12 protein-coding genes are annotated in these 19,987 nt (G+C 67.3%); 2 read left to right on the top strand and 10 right to left on the bottom strand.

The features are described from left to right. Positions 1–651: 651 nt before the first annotated feature. The 4 genes from B043_RS0109835 to lysA are packed head-to-tail and all read right to left on the bottom strand — an operon-like array spanning position 652 to position 5,424. The gene (locus B043_RS0109835; RefSeq protein ID WP_015065406.1) at positions 652–1,920 is read right to left on the bottom strand and encodes a family 4 glycosyl hydrolase; all 1,269 of its coding nucleotides are present in this window, start codon (positions 1,918–1,920) and stop codon (positions 652–654) included. Next, positions 1,917–3,173 (bottom strand): Gfo/Idh/MocA family protein, encoded by a 1,257-nt coding sequence (locus B043_RS0109830; RefSeq protein WP_015065405.1) that lies wholly within the window; start codon positions 3,171–3,173, stop codon positions 1,917–1,919. The genes B043_RS0109835 and B043_RS0109830 overlap by 4 nt, the downstream gene beginning before the upstream one ends. Beyond that, positions 3,170–4,246 (bottom strand): N-acetylglucosamine-6-phosphate deacetylase, encoded by a 1,077-nt coding sequence (locus B043_RS0109825; RefSeq protein WP_015065404.1) that lies wholly within the window; start codon positions 4,244–4,246, stop codon positions 3,170–3,172. Before B043_RS0109825 ends, B043_RS0109830 begins: the two co-directional genes overlap by 4 nt. A gap of 5 nt (positions 4,247–4,251) precedes the next feature. Beyond that, positions 4,252–5,424, bottom strand: a complete 1,173-nt coding sequence (gene lysA, locus B043_RS0109820) for a diaminopimelate decarboxylase (protein WP_015065403.1) — start codon at positions 5,422–5,424, stop codon at positions 4,252–4,254. On the opposite strand from lysA, the gene B043_RS0109815 reads away from it, so the two are divergent. Further along, positions 5,411–6,076 carry a gamma-glutamyl-gamma-aminobutyrate hydrolase family protein gene (locus tag B043_RS0109815; protein WP_018461869.1) on the top strand — a complete coding sequence of 222 codons (666 nt, stop codon included), beginning with the start codon at positions 5,411–5,413 and terminating at the stop codon, positions 6,074–6,076. The genes lysA and B043_RS0109815 overlap by 14 nt on opposite strands. Before the next feature lie 69 nt (positions 6,077–6,145). Then, positions 6,146–6,790, top strand: coding sequence for a hypothetical protein (locus B043_RS0109810; protein ID WP_081623148.1), 645 nt, complete (start codon positions 6,146–6,148; stop codon positions 6,788–6,790). Between the two features lie 8 nt (positions 6,791–6,798). Here the strand turns inward: B043_RS0109810 and B043_RS12850 are convergent, their stop codons facing one another. The 6 genes from B043_RS12850 to B043_RS13395 all read right to left on the bottom strand — a co-directional run bounded on the left by B043_RS12850 (position 6,799) and on the right by B043_RS13395 (position 19,986). Continuing rightward, positions 6,799–7,179, bottom strand: coding sequence for a hypothetical protein (locus B043_RS12850; protein WP_155987425.1), 381 nt, complete (start codon positions 7,177–7,179; stop codon positions 6,799–6,801). A gap of 189 nt (positions 7,180–7,368) precedes the next feature. Continuing rightward, positions 7,369–9,453 carry a UvrD-helicase domain-containing protein gene (locus B043_RS0109805; protein ID WP_018461867.1) on the bottom strand — a complete coding sequence of 695 codons (2,085 nt, stop codon included), beginning with the start codon at positions 9,451–9,453 and terminating at the stop codon, positions 7,369–7,371. Positions 9,454–9,531: 78 nt separating this feature from the next. After that, positions 9,532–12,825: a Swt1 family HEPN domain-containing protein gene (locus tag B043_RS0109800; RefSeq protein ID WP_018461866.1), complete on the bottom strand. Its 3,294-nt coding sequence runs from the start codon at positions 12,823–12,825 to the stop codon at positions 9,532–9,534. A 22-nt stretch (positions 12,826–12,847) separates the two neighbouring features. Then, the gene (locus tag B043_RS0109795; protein WP_018461865.1) at positions 12,848–15,724 is read right to left on the bottom strand and encodes a DUF1156 domain-containing protein; all 2,877 of its coding nucleotides are present in this window, start codon (positions 15,722–15,724) and stop codon (positions 12,848–12,850) included. Between the two features lie 10 nt (positions 15,725–15,734). After that, entirely contained in the window at positions 15,735–16,352 is a 618-nt protein-coding gene (locus tag B043_RS12700; RefSeq protein ID WP_081623146.1) for an NYN domain-containing protein, read from the bottom strand. Positions 16,353–16,500: 148 nt separating this feature from the next. After that, a complete protein-coding gene (locus tag B043_RS13395) occupies positions 16,501–19,986 on the bottom strand; it encodes a helicase-related protein (protein WP_018461864.1) in 3,486 nt (1,161 codons plus the stop codon). Position 19,987: the final 1 nt, after the last annotated feature.

The following is a 19,987-nucleotide window of genomic DNA, read 5'->3' as shown; positions in this document are numbered from 1 at the left end:
AAGATACCAAGTCCAACCTGAAAAGGTCCCCTTGGGGCAGCATCGGCCACCTAGATGGGGATTCCCAGCTAGGATGCCAGGGAATCGAGGAGGAAGTGGGAGGAGGCGGAGAGAGATCCCATCCCGGCGTGCTGAGGTCTGGCTCCGCCTTGGCCCGTGACGAGAAAGGTGGGCTTGAAGGAAGTGGGGAGGCGGGCGCTTGGCCAAAGAGCGAAAATACGGGAAAGGAAGAAGAGGGCCACGAGCTTCATGCCACCCGTTACCCAACGGGAAACCGACGGCCCCTTTGCAGCAGCTCACCTGCATAAACCTCAGAGAAATATAGGTGCAAGTTCTGAGGTATCCCACTCCCTCAGGCTAATCCCCCCGTGTTAGCCCAAGGTTAGGAAGCCCACACCCTGAAGACCCAAACAAAGGCATCGCCGGGTCCGCCTCGAATTCAAGCGCACCGACACCAACGCCTTCGTGGACCGGGTGCCCAAGCCCTAGGGAGGAAGTCGCCTGGCCTTTAGGTGCGGGGCCTTGCCCGGAAGCCCTCTGCTCTGTCCCCTTGCTTTTCCTTCGGGCCAGTTCCCCCTGACCTAACGGCCTCCCCATCGGCATGGGGCTTTAGCGCTTCCCCCCGCTTTGCAAGGGCAAGGCACGAACCCGCTACGTTACCCAAGAAGGGAGAAGGCCCTTTCCGGCCTCTACCAGCCTGCGAAAGAGGGCCTCTATTCCCCTGAGGTCCAGCACCGCCGCCGTGAGGGGATCCAAGGCCAGGCCCTGAAGGAGAAGGCTGGGGTCATGCCCTAGAGCCCCCTCCACCCAAAGGGCCTGAACCTCCTGAGCATGCCGGCTTAGGGCCAGGGGACCCGGGGGGAGGAGGACCTCCTCCCCCTTCCAGGCGGGGAGGCGCAAGGGGGCCTCCGCGGGAAAACCGGCCAGGAGCCCAGGGACCCGGGTCTCGAGGTGGGTAGCGTAAAGGCGGAACGCCCTCCCCAAGAAGAAGGCCTCCAACACCGGTACCGCATACTCCCCGCTGGGGGATTTTGGGTAGGCGCCGCGAAGCCAAGCCTCCTCCTCCCGCAGGGCCTCCTCCACAAAGCGGAGGTGGTGGCGGGGGTAAAACCCGCTCTCTCCCCTATACCCGGAACGGACATAGCGGGCCATGATCTCCGGCCGCTTGCGGAAGTAGGGCAGGTATTCGGAAACGTGTCCGCTGGACTCCGAAGGGAAGAGGCCAAAGACGCGCAAGAGCTCAAACCGCACCGGGTCCAGCTCCCAGTAATCCTCCTGCTGGGCCAGGGCCCGGAGGCGGGGGTAAAGGTCCTCCCCCCCATGGGCTAGGCGGACAAACCAGGAAAGATGGTTAACCCCTCCCGCCAGGTAGTCCAGCTCCCCTTCCGAAAAGCCCAGGTAGCCCGCCAGGGTACGGGCGGTTTCGGCAATGGAGTGGCAAAGGCCCAGCGCCCTATGCCCTTTCCGCGCCAAAAAGGCGGTCACGGCGGTCAGGGGGTTGGCGTAGTTCAGGATAAGCTCTCCCTGAAACCCTTCCGCCACCTCCTCCAGGAGGGGGAGCAGGCGGAGGAACTTCATGAGCCCCCCCGGGCCCAGGGTATCGCCGATAGACTGGTCCACCCCAAAGGCCAACGCCGTCTCGTAGTCCTGCCTCAGGACCTCCTCTCCCCCCACATCCGCAGCGAAGACCAGGACGTGGGCTCCCCTCAGGGCCTCCGGCAGGGGCAGAGGGCGGAGGTAAACGGCTTTGGGCCCCTCTTCCCGGAACTTCTCTCCCAAGCGCACCAGCCGGGCTAGGCGGTCCCCTTCGGGGTCCACCAGGCGCACCTCCACCTCCTCCAAGGGGGAGAGGAAGAGGTCTAAGAGAAAGGTGCGGCCAAAAACCGCATTGCCGGCGCCCACAAACGCGATGCGGATCACAGGTCCACCGTTCGCCCTTCCCTTCGGCTCTGCTCCGCCAGGAGGGTGAGGCGGTGGGCGTAAAGGGCCTCCTCAAAGGCCTCGAGGCGGGAGGGGTCCTCCCGGGCCACCGCCTCCACGAAGTCCGCCATGAGGCCCATGTCCCCCCCGCCGTGGCCCGAACGCAAGGAGCCCTCCCGGCCCTCCCCCACCCGGTAGACCCGCTCGCCCTCCAGGAAGCGGAAGACCCGCACCGACTCCCCATCCCCCCAAAGCTCCCCCTCCGTGCCGAAGAGGCGCGTTTCCCGGAAGCGCATGCGGCTCAGGGCCTCCGCGTGGAAGCTGGCGGTGCGCCCGTCCCGGTACTCCAGGAGGACCGCCTGGTGGTCGGCCACGTCGTTCTTCCCCAGGTAGACGCACTCCCCGTAAGGCCCCGTCCAGAGGGCCTCCAGGAGGGCCTCCCGGGTGAGGGGGAAGGCCACCACGTCCAGGGGCCAGCCCCGCTCCCCCCGGTCGTAGGCCTCGAGGTAGATCCGCCGGGCGGAAAAGGGGCAGGCCCGCTCCACCTCCTCGGGGCAGGAGAGGCACCGCTCCCCCGCCCCCTTAGGCCGGTTCTCCGGCCGGAAGTGGTAAAGCCCGCCGAAGGAGGCCATCCGGGCCACCTCCCCCGGCATGAGGAAGAGGATCCAGTCCAGGTCGTGCACCGCCTTGGCCAGGAGGAAGGGGCTGGAGGCCTTCTCCTCCCGCCAGTTCCCGCGGACGTAGGAGTGGGCGAAGTGCCAGTGCCCCACGGGCTCCAGGTGCTGGAGGGAGACGGGATGCCCGATGACCCCCTCCTCCAGGAGGGCCTTCAGCCCCCGGGCGTAGGGGGTGTAGCGGAGGACGTGGGCCACGGCCACCATGCGGCCCGACCGCCGCCAGGCCCCCTCCACCCGGTCCAGGTCCTCCAGGGTGGTGGCCACGGGCTTCTCCAGGAGGACGTGGTACCCCTTTTCCAGGAGGGCCACCGCGGCCTCCGCGTGGAGGGCATCGGGGAGGGTGAGGAGGGCCGCCTCCCCCAGGCGGGGCTCCTCCAGGAGGGCCCTCCAGTCCTCGTAAAGCCGGTGCGGGGGCAGGCCGTGGGCCTCGGCGAAGTAGGCCCGGCGGCCCGGGTGGGGTTCGGCCACGGCCACCACCCGGGTCCGGTCCGGGTGCAGGAGGGCGTATTGGGCAAGGGTCCGGCCCCGGTTCCCCCCGCCCAGGACCACCAGCCTTACCGGCGTGTCGCCCTTCACCCCACCACCTTACGCCCTCCCAGGTAAACCTCCACAAGCCCCCCCTGCCAGAGGACGAGGTCCGCGGGGAGGCCGGGCTCCAGGCCGTGCTCTAGCCCCAGGTAGGCCGCGGGGCGGAGGCCCGTCAGGGCCACGGCCTCCTCCAGGGAAAAGCCGAACTCCAGGAGGCGCTCAAGGGCCCGGTCCATGGTGAGGGTGCTCCCCGCCAGGCCCTCCCCCAGCCACACCCCCTCCCCCCGCTTCTCCACCCGGTGGGCCCCCAAGGGGTAGACCCCGTCCGGCATCCCCGCCGCGGCCACCGCGTCCGTGACCGCGTAGAGGCCGGGGATCAGGCGGTGAGCCAGGCGGAGGAGGCTGGGGTGGACGTGGAGGCCGTCGGGGATGACCTCCGCCCACCGGCCCCGCTCCAGGGCCGCCCCCACCACCCCCGGGGCCCGGTGGTGCAGGGGGGGCATGGCGTTGAAGAGGTGGGTGAAGCCCGAAGCCCCCCGCTCCAGGGCCCTCAGGGTTTCCTCGTAGCCCGCCTCCGTGTGGCCGATCTGCACCCGCACGCCCCGCTCCCTGAGGAGGGGAATGGCCCAGTCCATCCCGGGAAGCTCCGGGGCCAGGGTAACGGCCCGCACGGCCTGGGAGGCGAGGAGGGCCTCGAGCTCCTCTAGGGTGGGGGGCCGGGCGAAGGGGGGCTGGGCCCCCAGGCGCCGGGGGGAGATAAAGGGCCCCTCCAGGTGCACCCCCAAAAGGCGCGCCTCGCCGGGCCCGGGGCGCGCCATCACCCGCCGGGCGGCCTCCAACACCCTTAGGAGGTCCTCCAGGGGGGCGGTCACCGTGGTGGCCAGGAGGGCCGTGGTCCCGTGGCGGAGGTGGAAGGCGAGGAGGGCCCGGATCCCCTCCTCCCCCTCCATAACCTCCCGTCCCCCGCCCCCGTGCACGTGCAGGTCCACAAAGCCCGGGAGGGCCCAAGGGGCCTCGAGGTCCACGGGGCCCCGGGGCTCCAGGCCCTCCACCCGCTCAGAGAAGCGGAGGCGGGCCAGGGCCGGCCCCTCCGGAAAGAAGGCGTTGGCCAGGAGCTCCATCCCCCCTACCCCTCCCCCGCCCAGAGGGCCTCGATGCGGCCCCGGGGGCGGAGGACCTCCCACCCCGACCCTGTCCAGGCCACCTCCAAGGGGGCCGGGGTGTCCAGGTAGGGGGTGGCCATGCTCCCCCCGTAGGCCCCCGCCCAGAGGAAGGCCAGGGCGTCCCCCTCCTCTGGGCGGGGCAGGCGCACCTCCCGGGCCAGGACATCCCCCGCCTCGCAGGCCGGACCCGCCAGGTCGTAGACCCCCTCCCCTTCCCCCTCGTACAGGGGCAGGACGGGGTGCCGGGCCCCGTAGAGGGCGGGGCGGAGGAAGACGCTCATCCCCCCGTCCAGGAGGAGGTAGGGCCGGCCGGTGCGCTTCTCCCCCCAGACCCGGACCACCAGGACCCCCGCCCCCGCCACCAGGCGCCGCCCGGGCTCCAGCCAGAGCTGGGCCCCGTAGAGGGCCGATAGGCGGGCCGCCTCCGGGGCCAGGGCCTTCAGGTCCAGGGCCGGGCCGAACCCGCCCCCCAGGTCCAGGACCTCTAAAGGCCCCACCGCCCCCCTTAGGCCCTCCAGGACCCGGTAGCCCCGGAGGAAGTCCTCCGGCCGGTCCAGGTGGGAGCCCAGGTGGAGGTGGAGGCCCAGGGGCCTAAGTCCCAAGGCCTGGGCCTCCTCCAGGGCGGAGGGCGCCTCCTCGGGGAGGAAGCCGAACTGGCTCTCCTTCCTGGCGGTGGCCAGGTGGGCGTGGGTGGCCACCTCCAGGCCCGGGTTCACCCGCACCAGGACCCGGACCCCCGGGAGGAGGCGGGCCACCCGGCGGAGGTCCGGCCAGGAGTCCAGGACCACATAGGGGGGGCGTTCCGCCAGGACCCTCAGGTCCTCCGGGGTCTTCACCGGCCCATTCAGGACCACCTCCTCCGGGCCGAACCCCGCCCGGTAGGCCCGGAGGACCTCCCCCAGGGAGACGGCCTCCACCCCAAGCCCCAGGGCCCGGAGGCGCCGGAGGAGGCCCAGGCGGGGGTTGGCCTTCAGGGCGTAGAAGAGCCGGGCCCCGGGGAAGGCCTCCCGGAAGAGGGCCACCTCCCGCTCCACCTGGGGGAGGTCGTAGGCGTAAAAGGGGGTGGGGAAGCGGCGGGCCGCCTCCTTGAGGGCCTCGAGGAAGCCCTCGGTAAACTGGGGCATGGCCAGGTTCATCGGCATCGCCACCCAGTTTACCCAGGGCTTCTACGGGGTGCGCACCCCCTACCTGGAGGCCTTGGTCCAGGTGGGCCTCACCCCCGTCCTCCTCCCCCCCCAGGACCCGGAGGGGGTGGAGCGCCTCCTCCCCCACCTGGACGGCCTCCTCCTCCCCGGGGGGGTGGACGTGGACCCCGCCCTCTACGGGGAGGAGCCCGGGCCCGGCCTGGGGGAGGTGCACCCGGAGCGGGACGCCCTGGAGCTCCGCCTGGCCCGGTACGCGGCCAAAGAGGGCATGCCCCTTCTCGGGATCTGCCGGGGCCTCCAGGTGCTGAACGTGGCCCTAGGAGGAAGCCTCCACCAGGACCTGCAAAGCCCCATCCAGCACTACCAAAAGGCCCCCTGGGGCACCCTCGGGCACAGCGTGCGCCAGGTGGGAAAGAGCCCCCTGGAGGGCCTCTTCCCCGAGACCTTCCGGGTGAACTCCTACCACCACCAGGGGGTGAAGGCCCTGGGCCAGGGGCTTAGGCCCGTGGCCGTGGCCCCAGACGGGCTGGTGGAGGCCGTGGTCCTGGAGGGCCATCCCCTCTTCCTGGGGGTGCAGTGGCACCCCGAGCTCCTTCCGAGCCACCGGGGCCTCTTCCGCCTCCTAGCGGGCCCGGGGGTCTAGGGCGTCCCGCAGGGCATCCCCGAGGCTTGGCCTTCTAAAGCACACTGGCCCCTGGTCCCCTAAACTGGGGTGAGGAGACCAGAGGGCGGCGAGCGCGACCTCTGGGTTTGGGCGTTGCGAACCCTCCTTTTGGCACTCCTTCTCCTAGGCACGGTCCTGGGTTGGAACCGCTACGCAGGAAACCGGCCCATCCCCCATCCCCCAGGGGTCTTGGTTCCCGACCCCCCGGTGCAACGCCCCCTTTCCCGCGAGGAAGTCCGGGTTTGGGAAAGGGACGGCTACCGCTTCATCCCCGTGGCCCGCTTTGAACTCCGGGCGCGGGTGCTGGCCAAGCGGGTCTACCGCGACCGGGGTGCAGCCGTCGCCCCCCTGGACCTGGCCCTGGGCTGGGGGCCCATGTCCGACACCGCGGTGCTCCGGCACCTCCGGATCCGCCAGGACTTCCGCTTCTACTTCTACAGCTGGTCGGGGAAACCCCCTATCCCTCCGGGGGAGATGGCGGTAAACAGCGCCAACATGCACATGGTGCCCGCCAACGACGCCCTGAAGAAAGCGCTCCTGCGCCTCCGGCCCGGCCATCTGGTGGCCATCCGGGGGTTCTTGGTGAACGTGACCGGCCCAGAGGGCTTCTACTGGCGCACCTCCACCACCCGCTCGGACACGGGCAACGGGGCCTGCGAGATCGTGTGGGTGGAGGACCTGAGCTTCCTTTAGTGGTTTGTCTATGGTTCTTGATTAAAAAGCTTCTGCTCTAGAATCTTGATCTTTTCCTCGGCGGTTGCGAGATCGTTGATGAGGCGGTTTCTCCGCTCAAAAAGGTAAAGGGGAGGCAGTAGGTCACGGCTTTCGTACCATCCGATCTCCCGACGGTTCCTTTCCTCTTCTGTTCTAAGTTTTTGCGCCCGTTTACGCCAGTATTCCAGTTCTAGTGGAAACCACTCTGATTCAGGAAGCATCAATAGGCGGGCTTGCTCCTCGGTAATTTCAAGGACACGGGATGAACGGGAAGCCCTCACCTGCCAACCACCCTTAGGATTCTCCTCAAGAATCGCATCGCTCTGAAGATGATCCCTCAGACTAACCAGCAGCGGGTCAAGCTCCATGACCCCATGATAGGGAGGGGTTTTCCCAACAGGGTGAGCATCTTACCCAGGGGTTGGCCTCCCTGCCTAGCCTCGAGGCCGGGGAGCCCGGCGTCCTCCCCGAGGCCTCGTTTTACTCGGGAGCCTCCAATGGCTGGCCCTTGCGCTTCCTCACCCCCAGCGGGCCGGCCTAGGTAGCGAAACCCTCCCTTAAAACCGTGCCCGGGCATAGGCCTTTAAAAGAGGGTGCCGCACGCTCGCCCCTAAGCCCCGCCAAAACTCGGCAAGGGACCTACCCATAAGCTCCCGCTTCCTGGCCCGGGCCACGAAAAGAAGATCCTCCGCCTCCTCGCCCCCGGGGAACCTATCCCCGAGGATTTTGGCAAGCTTGCGGGGGTTGCGCCCGCCCAAGAGGGCTAGGGCGTTGATGGCGCGCAGGAGCTCGTAGGGATCCTCCCGCCACATGGCTCCAAGCCCTTCCCGTATGGCACCCAGGGCCTCTTCCGGACGGGCCCTTTCCCAAAGGGCCTGGGCCACTTCCGGGGGTAAGGGGGTGGGAGAAAGGCCGGAGAGGCGGGCCAGATCATCCCGGAGGAGGTGAAGCAGGGGGTCCCTCCCCCCATTGAGGGCCTCCGAAAGCAGGCGGTCGTAAAGGGAGGGAAGGGGGAAGGTGGCTTCTTTAGGGGAAACCGGGGTAGGCCCTGTAAAGGGCGCCGGGAGGGTTTCTCCCCTCTCGTCCTCTCCCCTATCCTCCCCCGAAGGTAAGCCTGGGGACAGGCGGTCCAGGATCCGCTTGGCCTCCTCTTCCGCCAAAGCCTCGGGCAGGGAAATGTGAAGGCCAAGGCGGGCCCTGGTCATGGCCACATAGAAGATGTTCTCTTCCTCCAAAAACTCCGGGGACGGCTCGCTAGGGGGCGGAGCAGTGTTGGGGAAAAACCATCGGTAGGCCGCAACCCAGTAAAAATCCTCCCAGAGGAGCACCCGGTCCCACTCCCGCCCCTTGGCCTTGTGGGCGGTGGAAAGGACCAGCTTAGCTCCCTCCTCCGGACCGTGCAGCTGGGCGATCTTGTGGGCGAGGGCCTCGAGATCGTACTCCTTGGCCAGGCGGAGCAAACGGTTCAAGACGATGGAATACTCCGCCAGGGACTCCACCTCTTCCCACTTGGAAATACCCAAAAGCTCCGGGTGAGGCCTGGGGCGCTCACCCCCTTCCTTGATGGCCTGCAAGTCGGTGAGGAGCCAGACCAGCTCCTCCACACCCCCCACCACGTGGGCCTCCTCCTTTTGCAGGGAAAAGAGCTGGGCCCCCTCTAAGAGGGCGGTGACCAGACCCAGGTTGGATCGGGTGAGGATGGTGAAGGGGGGCGTGGGGAAAAGGTTGACGTGGACCTCCGTAGCCCACCCCGCCCGCCCCACCAGGGGCACCAGGCCCTGGGTTTGCCGGGCGGTGATGGCCTGAACGAAGGAGGCCAGGGGCTCCCCAAAGCGGAAGCTCCAGGTGAGGGGGCTTTCCGGCAGGTCTATCTCCCCCATGGCGTTCACCGCGCCCCGCCAGCCGTAGATCTGCTGGCGGGGATCCCCCACGAACACCTGTTGAGCCTTTCCCCGCCAGCCCGAAAGCACCGTCAGGAAGTTGGGGTCCAGATCCTGGGCCTCGTCCACCAGGATGACCCCGGCCGGAGGGTCCCCCCCTGCCCCCTCCTCCCGCCAGATGCGCACGTAGCCGTCGTGGGAGAGGGGGAAGGGGTCCTTGGGGTCTCGCATGGCCTTCCAAAGGAGGGCCACCCCCTTCACCGCCCGCTCCACCTCGGCGAAGCCGGAAGGACCCCGAGCCTCCACGGTTTTGCGCCAATCCCGAGGCAGGTGCCGGGGTAGGGGCTCCGGGTCCCCCGACCGGATGAACCGCTCCAGCCCCGAGCGGACCACGTAGGCCAGGAGGGGATCCACCTGGAGGCGTTCCCGAACGTGCACGGGGCGAACCTGTCCGTTCCCCAGCCGGAACTTGGCCTCGTAGGGGGTGCCGGGCACGGTGCGCCGGTAGGCCAGGGCGTGGAGGGTGAACACCCGGGTATTGGGAGGAAACTTGCGCCGGGCCTCTTCCTTCATGGCCCGGTTGAAAGCCAAATAGGCGATGTGTCTTCTGGGAAAACTCTCCGCCATGAGGCGTAGGGTGGTGGTCTTCCCGCTTCCCGCCACCGCCACCAGCTTGAAGTCTTGGCGGGAACGGTAAAGGTGCAGGGCCTTTTCCTGTTCTGGGGTAGGAACAAGCTCGGCTTTTGATAGAGAAGAGGCCATTTGGCGCTCATTCTATAGGCAGAAAAGGCGCTCCACCCACGCCAACCCAGGAAAGGGGGCTGGGTAGAGCGCCCCCACCTAGGCGCCCTCCTCCTCAAAGTCCGCCTGGTTAAAGCGGAGGGCCCGGCTGTTTTCCGCCAGAACCCGCACCGTATGCTCCGAAAACCCCTGGGGGGCGTGGGCCTTGATCTCCAAGGTGACCTCCACCCTAGCCCCTTGGGTCAGGAGATGGGCGATGATCTCCTCCGCGATCTTGGCCGCATCCGGGCCCACCCGCATGGGGTTTAAGGAGGCCACCCCGTAGAACCGCACCTTCTTGGGGGGCGGAGGGGGAGAGGTCACCCCACCCGAGACGCCCGGAGAGCCTCCCCCCTCGGGCGGGGTTGGAGGGGGGGGTGGGATAACGACCTTTTCCCGTTCCAGCTGGTCCCGGGCCACCTCGGGGCGCACCAGGAGGCCGGGGTCATCCGGGGAGATCAGGAGGGTTTCCCCACCCCGAAGGCCCCGGTATTGGCCCGTGGCCTCATCGTACGCATCGGCGTAGGCGAAGGTTTCCGCCTGCCAGGTGCGCAGGGAAAGCCCCTTCTGGATGGCCTGGGCCAGGACATGAGGCCCTTCCAGGCGGGGCAGGTAGAGGTAGGTGGCGAAGTCCTCCACCAGCTGGCGGATGGCCACGTGGTTTCCCCGCCAAAGGGGGACGTCGTCCAGGTATTTGCGCAGGATGGTGGGAGCCAGGCCGGTAACCAGTCGGTCCTCGTTTTTGAGCTTCTTGCCTGCCTGGACCGCTAGGGCGTCGTTGCCGGTGAGCCTTAAGGCCTGCCAGGTGATGGGGTCGGAAGGGGTCTTCTGCTCGGGCACCAGGAGCCAGGCGTAGGCCTCGGGAATGCGGGCGTTCACCGTGCCTTCGGCCGCCTTCAGCTGGGTCTCCGCCTGGCGCACCTGGAAGGGGGTGAGGTTCAGAACCTCCTTCTCCTCCAGGATGGAGCGCCAGGCCAGGTAGAGGCGGATGGCCTCCTCCAAATCCTGCCAGCGGGGCCCATCGGCGGCCAGGAAGACCAAGGTGTTGCGGTAGAGCCTGGGGGCGTTCCCCCGCTTCTCCAGGAGCTCCCGGGCAGCCAAAAGGGCCTTGCTCTCCCCTTCCCGGGTGTGGAGGTACTCCGGGGAGAGGACCACCAGGCGGGCCTCGAGGTCGTCGGGCACGTCGGCCCCCGTGCGGGGGAAGAGGTGCACCTTGGCGAAGGGCCCCCGTTCCCTAAAGGCCTCCCTTAGGCGCCGTTCCAGCTCCTCAAAGACCTTGTCGGGCTCCCGCCTTAGAGCCCCGGCCCGGTCCTCCGCCAGCTTGGTCACCGTGGGCTGGGTGTCGTACCAGAAGTGGGTGCCGTCTTGGTAAAGGTAGGTGGCCTGGGCAGCCAGGCGCCTTAGGGCATCCCCGAAGACCGCGGGGGACTCCCCAGGCATGGCGCACCCCAGCTTGATGCGGCGGTCCTCGAGGCCCCGGTGGGCCGCCCCCACCTTGGGGGCCGAACCCAGGAAGATGGTGCGGGCCACGCGCCGGGCGGCCTGGAACTTGCCCAGGTTGGGCACCTCTGCGTCTATCCGCAGGGGCAGGGCGTTTTCCCCGTCCACGTCCCGGGAGATGATGGGGGCCCAGTTGTCGGGCAGGTGGCGGGTGAGCTCCGACTGGACCCTGGGGTCGTCCAGGGGGATGGTGGAGGGCAGGATGAGCGGGTTCTTGTCCCCCTTCTCCCACAGGACGTGGACCACCGCGGCCATGAGGCGCAGGACCCCCCGGGTGCGCTGGAACTTCACCAGGGAGGACCAGTCCTGGTACAGGCGGTCAAAGATCTCGGGGTGGATGGGAAAGGCCCTTTTGATGCGCTCCTCGTAGTCGCTGGTGGCGCACTCCGTCGGAAACTCGGCCGCGTGGTTCCGGTAGAGGTCGGCGAAGGCCCGGGCGGTGGTGTCCCGGTGCTTGTAGGCCTCGGGGTCGGCGATGGGCTGGAAGAGGCGGCGGCGGACGATCTCAAAGCTTTCCTCGGGGCTTGCCGGCCGCCAGGAAGACTCCAACCGCCCCACCACGTTCCGGAGGCGCTCCAGGGCCTCCCGGCCCCTAAGGCCTCCCACCTCCACGTCCTCGCTCCGGGCATCGGAAGCGGGCAGGGAGACCACCAGGAGGCAGTTCGGGGCCAGCTTGGCCGACTCCGTGAGGGCCTGGGCGAAGGAGAACTGGGTTTCAAAGCTCCCCCCGGGGAGGTCCCCCGTGTCGTGGAGCTGGCGGGCGTAGGCCACCCACTCGTCAATGAGGATGAGGCAGGGGCCGTAGCGCACGAAAAGCTCCCGCAGGCGGTCGCCGGGGCTGGTGGCGTTCTTGTCGTCCTCGGCGATGACCGCGTAGGCCTCCTTCCCCCCAAGCTGGTAAGCAAGCTCCCCCCACAGGGTGCGGACCACGGTGCCGTCGGGCTTGGTGACGGGGTTCCCGGGGGAGATCTTGTTCCCCACCAGCACCACCCGGCGCACCTGGGGAAGCTCTGTTACCTCGGCCTCGGCCAGGAGGGCCTCCACGCCGGGAAGCTCGCTGGGCTTCCTGCCGGAGAACAGGTGGTAGAGGGCCAGCATGGAGTGGGTCTTCCCTCCCCCGAAGTTGGTCTGGAGCTGGACCACCGGGTCCCCCCCCTGGCCGGAAAGGCGCCTTAAGGCGTTCACCAGAAGCCCCTTCAGGCCCTCGGTGAGGTAGGTGCGGCGGAAGAACTCCACGGGGTCCCGGTACTCGTCGCTCCCCTCCCCCAGGTGCACCTGCCAGAGGTCGGCGGCGAACTCCGCCTGCTGGTAGCGGCCGCTGGCCACATCGGGGTGGGGGGTGATGATCTCCCGCCAGGGCCTGAGCGTCCCGCTGGCGGCCTCAACCAGGGAGCCCCCCGCCTTGCGCTTTTCCTGGCGCACCTGCTCGTCAAAGACCTGGCGCATGAGCTCCAGCTTCAGGCGGCGCACCTCGTCTTCCTGGGGAGCGGAAACGGCGGAAAGGAGGCGCTCCATGGAGTCCAGGGCCCGGTAGGCGTCGTCGCTGGAGAAGGGCTCCTGGTGGGCCCACTTGTTCCGCCAGTCCCGGATTTCGCTCACCAGGCTCCGCTCGGTCTGGCCCAGGGTGTCGCGGAAGACCTCGTTCCAGGTCTCCCACATGAGCTTAAGAAGGGCGGCGCTGTCCCACTCCAGGATGGGCTTGTCCTTGAGGAGCCCGTCTTCCAGAAAGGTGCGGAGCTTTTCCGGGTTAAGCGCTCCCTTTTCCAGAGCGCTCTTAACCTCCCGCCCCACAAAGGGGGCCAGGCCTTCCCGCAGAAGGTCCAGCCCCTTGCCCACGCGCTCGCGGTTGGTCATGGCCACAGTTTATCCCCCCTTTCTAAAAAAGCTCGGTTTGCGCTGGGGCCTTCCCCTCCTGGCTCAGGCGGGCGATCTCGGGCCAGCTCTGCACCAGGGCGTTGTAGGAAAGGGCCTCCTTGCTCCAGCCCTTGCGCTCGCAAAGGGCGTACAGGCGGTAGGCCAGTTCGCGGGCGGTGTCCCCTCGGCTTCCCAGCTTGGCCAGGAGGTCCGCGGCGGCCATCTCGCCCCCGGTTTCCAGGCGGAGGACCAGCTGGTGCACCGCCTCCCAGTAGGTGAAGCGGCCATCCCGCACCGGGTCCCAGTCCCCGGGGAGCTCTTCGGGCTTTAGGAGGCGCACCTTACCCCGCCGGGACTCCAGGATGCCCGCCTCCACCAGCCCCTCCACGCTGGTGTTTTTGGCCTTGGAGAGGGTTTCGGCCACGCCGAACTCCCCTTCCCCAAAGCCGAACTGCTCAAACCAGGCCAGGGCCCAGCGGGTGTCGGGGTCAAAGTCGCCCTCCTGCTCCGCCAGGGCCTCGTCCAGCACCTGGTTGATGAGGGCTAGGGCCTCCCGCACGGTCACGGGGTTGCCCTCCGCATCCAGCACCCCGGCGTAGCGCGTGTACACCGCCATCCCCGGCCCGATGGCCGCCTGGGCCAGGTCTACGGGAGCGATGTTGCCCGCCTGGAGGAGGCGAAGGGCCTTGGGAAGCTCCTCTTTCAGGGCCGAGAGGAACTCGCGCCGGGTGGCGGTGGGGGCGTTCTCCGGGCGCTTGCGGCAGACCAGGACGATGCTGGAAGCCAGGGCGTTGGTGTCCTTCCCCACCATGCGGTTGCTCAGCTCCGTGCGCATGGGCCAGGTGCCGGTGATGGAAAACCCCGCCCGGATAACGGCTTCCAAAAAGGTTTCCCACCCCGTGCGCCGGGCCTCGCCGTTCCCCTCGCTTTCCGACTGCTTGAAGGCGTAGTAGATGGTAACCGGAAAGGCCGGGTGGGCCTGCTCCGCCAGGCGGGCTAGGGCCTTGGTCATGCCCTCCAAGAAGAACTGCTCGGCTTTATCTTTGCTCCCATGCCGGTAGGGCGTAGCTACCAGCTCCTCCGCCTTGGGCACGGCCACGGTAGCAAAGAGGTCGGGAAAAACAGAGCGGAGGGAGCGACGGAGCCAAACATAGAAAAAGTCGGAAAGGTCAGCGTAGCCGATGTTGTCGTAGTAGGGAGGGTCGGTAGAAATAATTTTTCCGGCGCTGACAGTTTGGTTCTGAGCGTCTGCTTGTTTTGAAACGCCAGGAAGTAATGAGGGAAGGTGACCTAAAACCTGTTGAATCTGCTCCAACGCGTTTTCAAAACTGCCAGCATTTCCACCAACTGAGTTAGATTCAGCAAAGTCCCAAACCATTGGGATGGCCTGACGCCCAAACACACCCCGGATGCTATCTCTTGAAGAATCCCATCCGCATATTGCGGAGTTTCGGTCAGACATTTTATCTACTGCAAACCCCAAATACACCCCCACCGCCTCCGCATAGGCCCGGGCGCCGGTGCCGCCCTCCCGCAGGGGGGTGTCGTCGTCGGGGAGGCCCGCGGCTAGGGCATCCTGGCGCACGCGCTCCATGGCCTCGCCCACCAGGTCGGCGAAGGTGGTGAGGGACACCAGCTGGCGGGGGGTGAAGAGGTCGCCATAGGTAGTGAAACCGTAAAGAGGGGGCGAAAACCAGCGGGGGTTATCAGGCATAGGTACATCCGGCTTCCAATCCGGTTTTGCCTCTAGAACTACCATCTCATGCTCAAGCGTAGGTGGGAGATAAATCCGACCATTAGGGCCCTCTGCAACAATGGCCATAAGGCGCGTTCCTATCCGCTTTGACCGGGCCTCAGCATAGATGTAATCGGCTGCAATGGGCATGCCAGACATCAAGCAACGGAAGTTGGCCCCACGCGCCAGCTTGGTGCCCATCTTGGCCGCCTCCGGGTCTTTGGGCTTGCCCACCTTCACGGTGAAGCGGTAGCCATCCCCCTCAATCACCGGCTCCACGTAGGCTTCCTTGCCCGGCTTGGTGGAGAGCATGAAGGTGGAGGCCAGGGGCACCTCCACATGGGCGAAGGCGGGGTTGGGGCTCCGCACGGTACGGGCCCAGATCCAGGCGATTACCGTGAGCTCCTGGCCCACCAGGGGCTTCAGGTCGGGCCGGTCCTGGGCCATCTCGGGGGTGATCTTCACCTTGGGGTAGAGGTGGCCGATGCGCCGTTCGGCCTCGTCCCGCATCCAGCGGCCGTAGTAGCGCACATCCTCGGCCAGGCCCTGGGCGCCCTTCCACTCCCGCTCCATAAGGGCCTTCTTGGCCCGGGCCTCGGGGTTCACCGGGGGCCTATTCGCAAAGCGGGGGGGAATCTCAATCATGGCCTTGTTGATGAGCACGGCCACGGGGTTCAGGTCGCTGGCGTAAGCCTCCAGGCCCAGGCGCTGGGCTTCCAGAGGAAGGGCGCCGCCCCCGGCGAAGGGGTCGTGGAAGGCGGGCAGGCGCTTGGGGTTGAAAAGCTCCTCGGCCCTGGGGTGGTGGGCGTTATCCCGGCAGGCCCGTTGCCAGCTTTTCCAGATCTCCTGCCGGGCCTCTTCCAAAAGGGCCTCGTTGGTGGTGTTTTCCCACTGCACCAGCTTTTCTATAAGGCGGAAAAGGCGCTCGCGCTCCCTTGCCTGGGCCTCCTCGGTGGGGAACTCCTCGGGGCAGGCGGAGGGGTCGTCCACCATCTGGGCGAAGATGACCGCCCGGGCCGAGGCCAGGGGGCGGCGGGCCCACCAGAGGTGCAGGGTGCTGGGGTGGCCGTGGCGGATGGACTTTTCCCGCGCGGAGGCGGCGTTGATGGCTTCCAGGGGTAGAGCGACTTCAATGAGTTTCTTCCGGGAGCGTACCTCACTCATGATTCACCTCTTAGCGCCAAGTTGACGGACGAACCAGCACATGGCCATCTGGCTTTGTCAGCCGATCAGGTAGTTGGCTTTTTCGTAACTTATCCTTGCCAATATGCAGGTAGCCACTAGCGTGCTTTTTTAGCTGTTCCGAAGAACGTCCCGGAGGAAAAGCGACAATGACTCGCTTATTAGGAAAGCGGCTCCGTACGCGCTGAATAGGAGTGCTTAGGTCGCTGTCTCCAGAAACAATAAGGGCTACATCAAAAAGGTCATCACATGCATCCAAGAGTATTTGGGTAGCGATATTCACATCGGTCATTTTCTCCTCGTAGTAGGGCCAGCTTGCCCCACATTTATGGCACCGCTGGGTCTTTTGTAGATAATGACCAAAGTGGCAGTTCACACCCACCAAAGTCAAGGCTTCTAAGTAATCGTTTTGACGCTTCCGATCAGGTCCGTTATTTCCCGTATCCTGTATGCGCGCCGTAAAATAGTGGGTGGCAACCAAATGTTGTTGAGGCTTAAGTAGGTTTTTGGCCAACAAGCTGACGTCAAGCCAATAATAGCGCTTTAGCTTCGCCTCGCGCAGGCCGAAGTAAAGGTTAAAGCCATCCACGTAAGCGATTACCCTCTCCATGAGATTCCTCCATAAAATGGGGTCTTGACAACGGGGTGGGGTTTCGCTTTAATTAAAGCGTAAACCCCGCCAGAGATAGTATCTCTGGCCCGACGCCCCAAAAGGGCGTCTCTTTCGTTATTGGGAAGCCCGCGCCCGTAGGTCATCCTCATTTCCAGGGTTCCTCTCCCCGAGCAAAAAGCTCCGCAAAGCTGTAGTTCACGCTGGTTACCCCAAAGTCGGGCTCGCGGTTGAAGGGGCGGCGCACGTAGCGCACCTGGTGGCTCCCGTCCTCCTGGAAGACCACCAGGGCCAGGATGAAGTCTTCCGGCTTGTTCAGGGCGGTGAGGATCTCGTTGCGGGTTACGGTGATGGTGTCGGCCCCGGCCACGCGGCCCTTGACCTCAATGAAGCGCAGGCGGCCTGTTTTGGGGTCGCGGCTTTCAATGTCGTAGCCCAAGCGCTCCAGTTCCCGGTCCACGGGCTCAAAGCCCAGGCGGCGCTCAACCTCCATGACGATGGCCCGTGCCCGGGCGGCCGCGGCCTGGGTGTCTTTGGGAAGGGATTCCCTGGAAGGGGGCTCCCCAAGAAGGCGCTCCAGAAGCCCCTTAGGCACCACCACGGCCCCTCCGAGGAGGATGGGGGGCTTGGCGAAGACCTGGGCCTCCAAGTCCAGTTCCTTCATCCTCTTCTCCAGGCGCTCGCGGAACTCGTCCGCCCGCTTTTGGGCCTCCTGCCAGTTCAGCTTGGCGTTGCGCTGGCCCCTGGCTTCCTTCTCCTTGAGCTCCTGGGCGCGGCGGTCCCAATGGGCGATCTCATGCACCAGGCGGGTTTGGACCTCGGCCTTGGCCTTCTCCACCCACCTTTCCCGTTCTTCCCGCACCGCCTTCAGGTGCTCGGGGACCAGGCGCTCCGCCGCGTACTCCAGGGCCTTCCGGGCCAGGTCCCCCCGCGCCCAGGCCAGCTCCGGCCGGGCCAGAAGGTCTTGCGGGGCGGGCTCTTCGGGGCGGAGGGGGCGGTAGTCCAGGTGGGGAGCGTCGGGCAGGGGGCGGATCTCGCCGGTGGGGTGCACCTCCAGGTAGAAGACCCGCCGGGAGAGCACGCCGCCCTCCTTGCCCCCCTCGAGGGCGTGCTCCAGGAGGAAGAGGACCCTGGGGACGGTGCCCAGATCGGCCTCGTCCACCAGCACCGCCCCTTGGCGCAGGAGGCCCTGGTGGGCCTCGAGGGTGAGGTCCAGGACGGCCTCAAAGAGGGGGTGCCCGGGGCCCACCAGGACCGCGGGGGGCCTGCCGGGGAGGTTTAGGCGGCCCTTGTCAAAGGTAACGCGCTCGTAGCCCTCGGGGACGTGGCCCTTGGCCACCTGCCGCATCCTCTCCCGCACCCGTGCGGGCAGGTGGGTGATCTCGTAGCGGCCGCTTTCCCGCTCCCTGGCCCCGCCCCCGAGGCGGCGGAAGGCCTCGAGGAAGAAGGAGGCCACGTAGTGGGGCTGCAGGCGCCGGGCCTCGGCCCGCTCCATCTCCTCCCGCACCCGGAGCACCCGCGCCCGGTCCAGCACCTCCCGGGCCAGGGCCCTTTCCTCTAGCAGGGCCTTCAGGGCTTCCGGGTCCACAGCCCCCTCCACCGCCTCTTGCAGGCGGGCCCGAACCTCGGGCCGGTCGCCGTAGCGGATGGCCTCCAGCAGGAGGTCCTTCAGGGGCTTACCCCCAAACTGGAGCCGGCCCAGCACGTCAAAGACCCGGCCGCCTAGGGCCTTGCGGGCCTCCTCCAGCTTGTCCAGAAGGCGGCGGTACACCTCCCCTTCCCGCGTGCCCTCGGCCACCAGGTTCCAGAGGTGGCAGACCTCGGTCTGGCCGATGCGGTGGATGCGCCCGAAGCGTTGCTCCAGGCGGTTGGGGTTCCAGGGAAGGTCGTAGTTCACCATGAGGTGGGCCCGCTGGAGGTTGATCCCCTCCCCCGCGGCGTCGGTGGCCAGGAGGACCTGCACCCTGGGGTCTTCCAGGAAGCGGGCCTGAAGCCTCCTTCGCTCCTCCCGGGAAAGCCCCCCGTGGATGGCCACCACCCGCTCGGGGCCCAGGTAGTCCCCCACCCGCTTTTCCAGGTAGCGCAGGGTGTCCCGGTGCTCCGTGAAGACCACGAGCTTCCTCCGGCCGGGGTCGGCGCTACGGCCGAAGAGGGCCTCCAGAAGGGAGCGGAGTTCGCGCCACTTGGTGTCCTCCCCCCGGTTCCGCACCTCCAGGGCCAGGGCCTCGAGGCGCTTTAGGGTCTCCACCTCCGCCTGGAGCTCCTTCAGGGAGCGGGCCGCGGTGGCCTCCCCCAAGAGGGCCTCTTCCAGCCGGAGCTGTTCCTCCTCGGGGAGGTCTTCCAGGTTGGCCCACTCCGGCTGGTCGGCGTCCAGGGCCTCGAGGTCTTCGGGAAGGAGCGCTTCACCCCACCTTACCCGGGCCTGGCGGGCCTCGAGGCGCTCCCGGCGCCGCTTCAAGGACTGGTAGATGGCCTCAGGGGAGGAGGCCAGCCGCCGTTGGAGCAGGGTGAGGGCGAAGCCCACCGCCGCACCGCGGCGCCGGTCGGGCAGGAGCTCCGCCCGCCCCCACTCCTGGCGCACGTAGTCCGTAACCTCCCGGTACAGGGCCTCCTCCTCCGGGGAGAGGCGGTAGGCCACGGTGTAGGCCCGGCGTTCGGGGAAGAGGGGGGTGCCGTCCATCCGGAGGAGGTCTTCCTTCTGGCGGCGGAGCATGAGGTCGCTGATGTCGCTGCGGTGCACCCCTGCCCTGAACCGGCCTGCGAAGCGGTCGGGGTCCAGGAGGGCCAGGAAGAGCTGGAACTCCTCCTCCTTGCCGTTGTGGGGGGTGGCGGTGAGGAAGAGGAGGTGGCGGGTGAGGCGGGAAAGGCGCTGGCCCAGGTGGTAGCGCTTGGTGTAGCGCACCTCGTTCCCGAACACGCTGGCCCAGAGCTTGTGGGCCTCGTCCACCACCACCAGGTCGTAGCGGTTCTCCGGGTGGGCCAGCTTGGCCTGCAGGGCCTCATCGCGGGCCAGCTTGTCCAGGCGGGCGATGAGGAGATCGGCCTCGAGGAAGGGGTTCCCCGTGCGGGCATGGGCGATGCGCTCCCCCGTGAGGATCTCAAAGGGAAGCTGGAAACGCCCTTGCAGCTCCTCCTGCCACTGCTCCAAAAGGCTCCCCGGGGCCACGATGAGGCACCGGCGCACGTCCCCCCGGACCATGAGTTCCTTGATGAGGAGGCCGGTCATGACCGTCTTCCCCGCCCCGGGGTCGTCCGCCAGGAGGAAGCGGAGGGGGTTGCGGCGGAGCATGACCTCGTAGACGGCCAGGATCTGGTGGGGCAGGGGCTCCACCTCCGAGGTGTGCACCGCCAGGAGGGGGTCAAAGAGGTAGGCCAGCTTGAGGCGGTGGGCCTCGGCCGCCAGGCGGAAAAGGGCCCCGTCCCCGTCAAAGGGCCAGGAGGGGGCCCCCTCTAGGGCCTCCAGGGCCCGGGCCTCCTCCGCCAGAAGGAGGCGCGAGCCCACGTGGCCCTCCAGGGTGCGGTAGGTGAGGTTCACCGCGCCGGAGCCCATCCGCTCCACGGCCACCACCTCCACCAGGGCCTGGGGGAGGAGACCCTTCAGGAAAAGGCCAGGGCAAAGGTCCTCGAGGCGCATG

The sequence above is a fragment of the Thermus oshimai DSM 12092 genome, assembly GCF_000373145.1.
Lineage (GTDB): Bacteria > Deinococcota > Deinococci > Deinococcales > Thermaceae > Thermus > Thermus oshimai.
The sequence above is the reverse complement of the archived record's forward strand: the minus strand, read 5'-3'. Positions and strand labels throughout refer to the sequence as shown.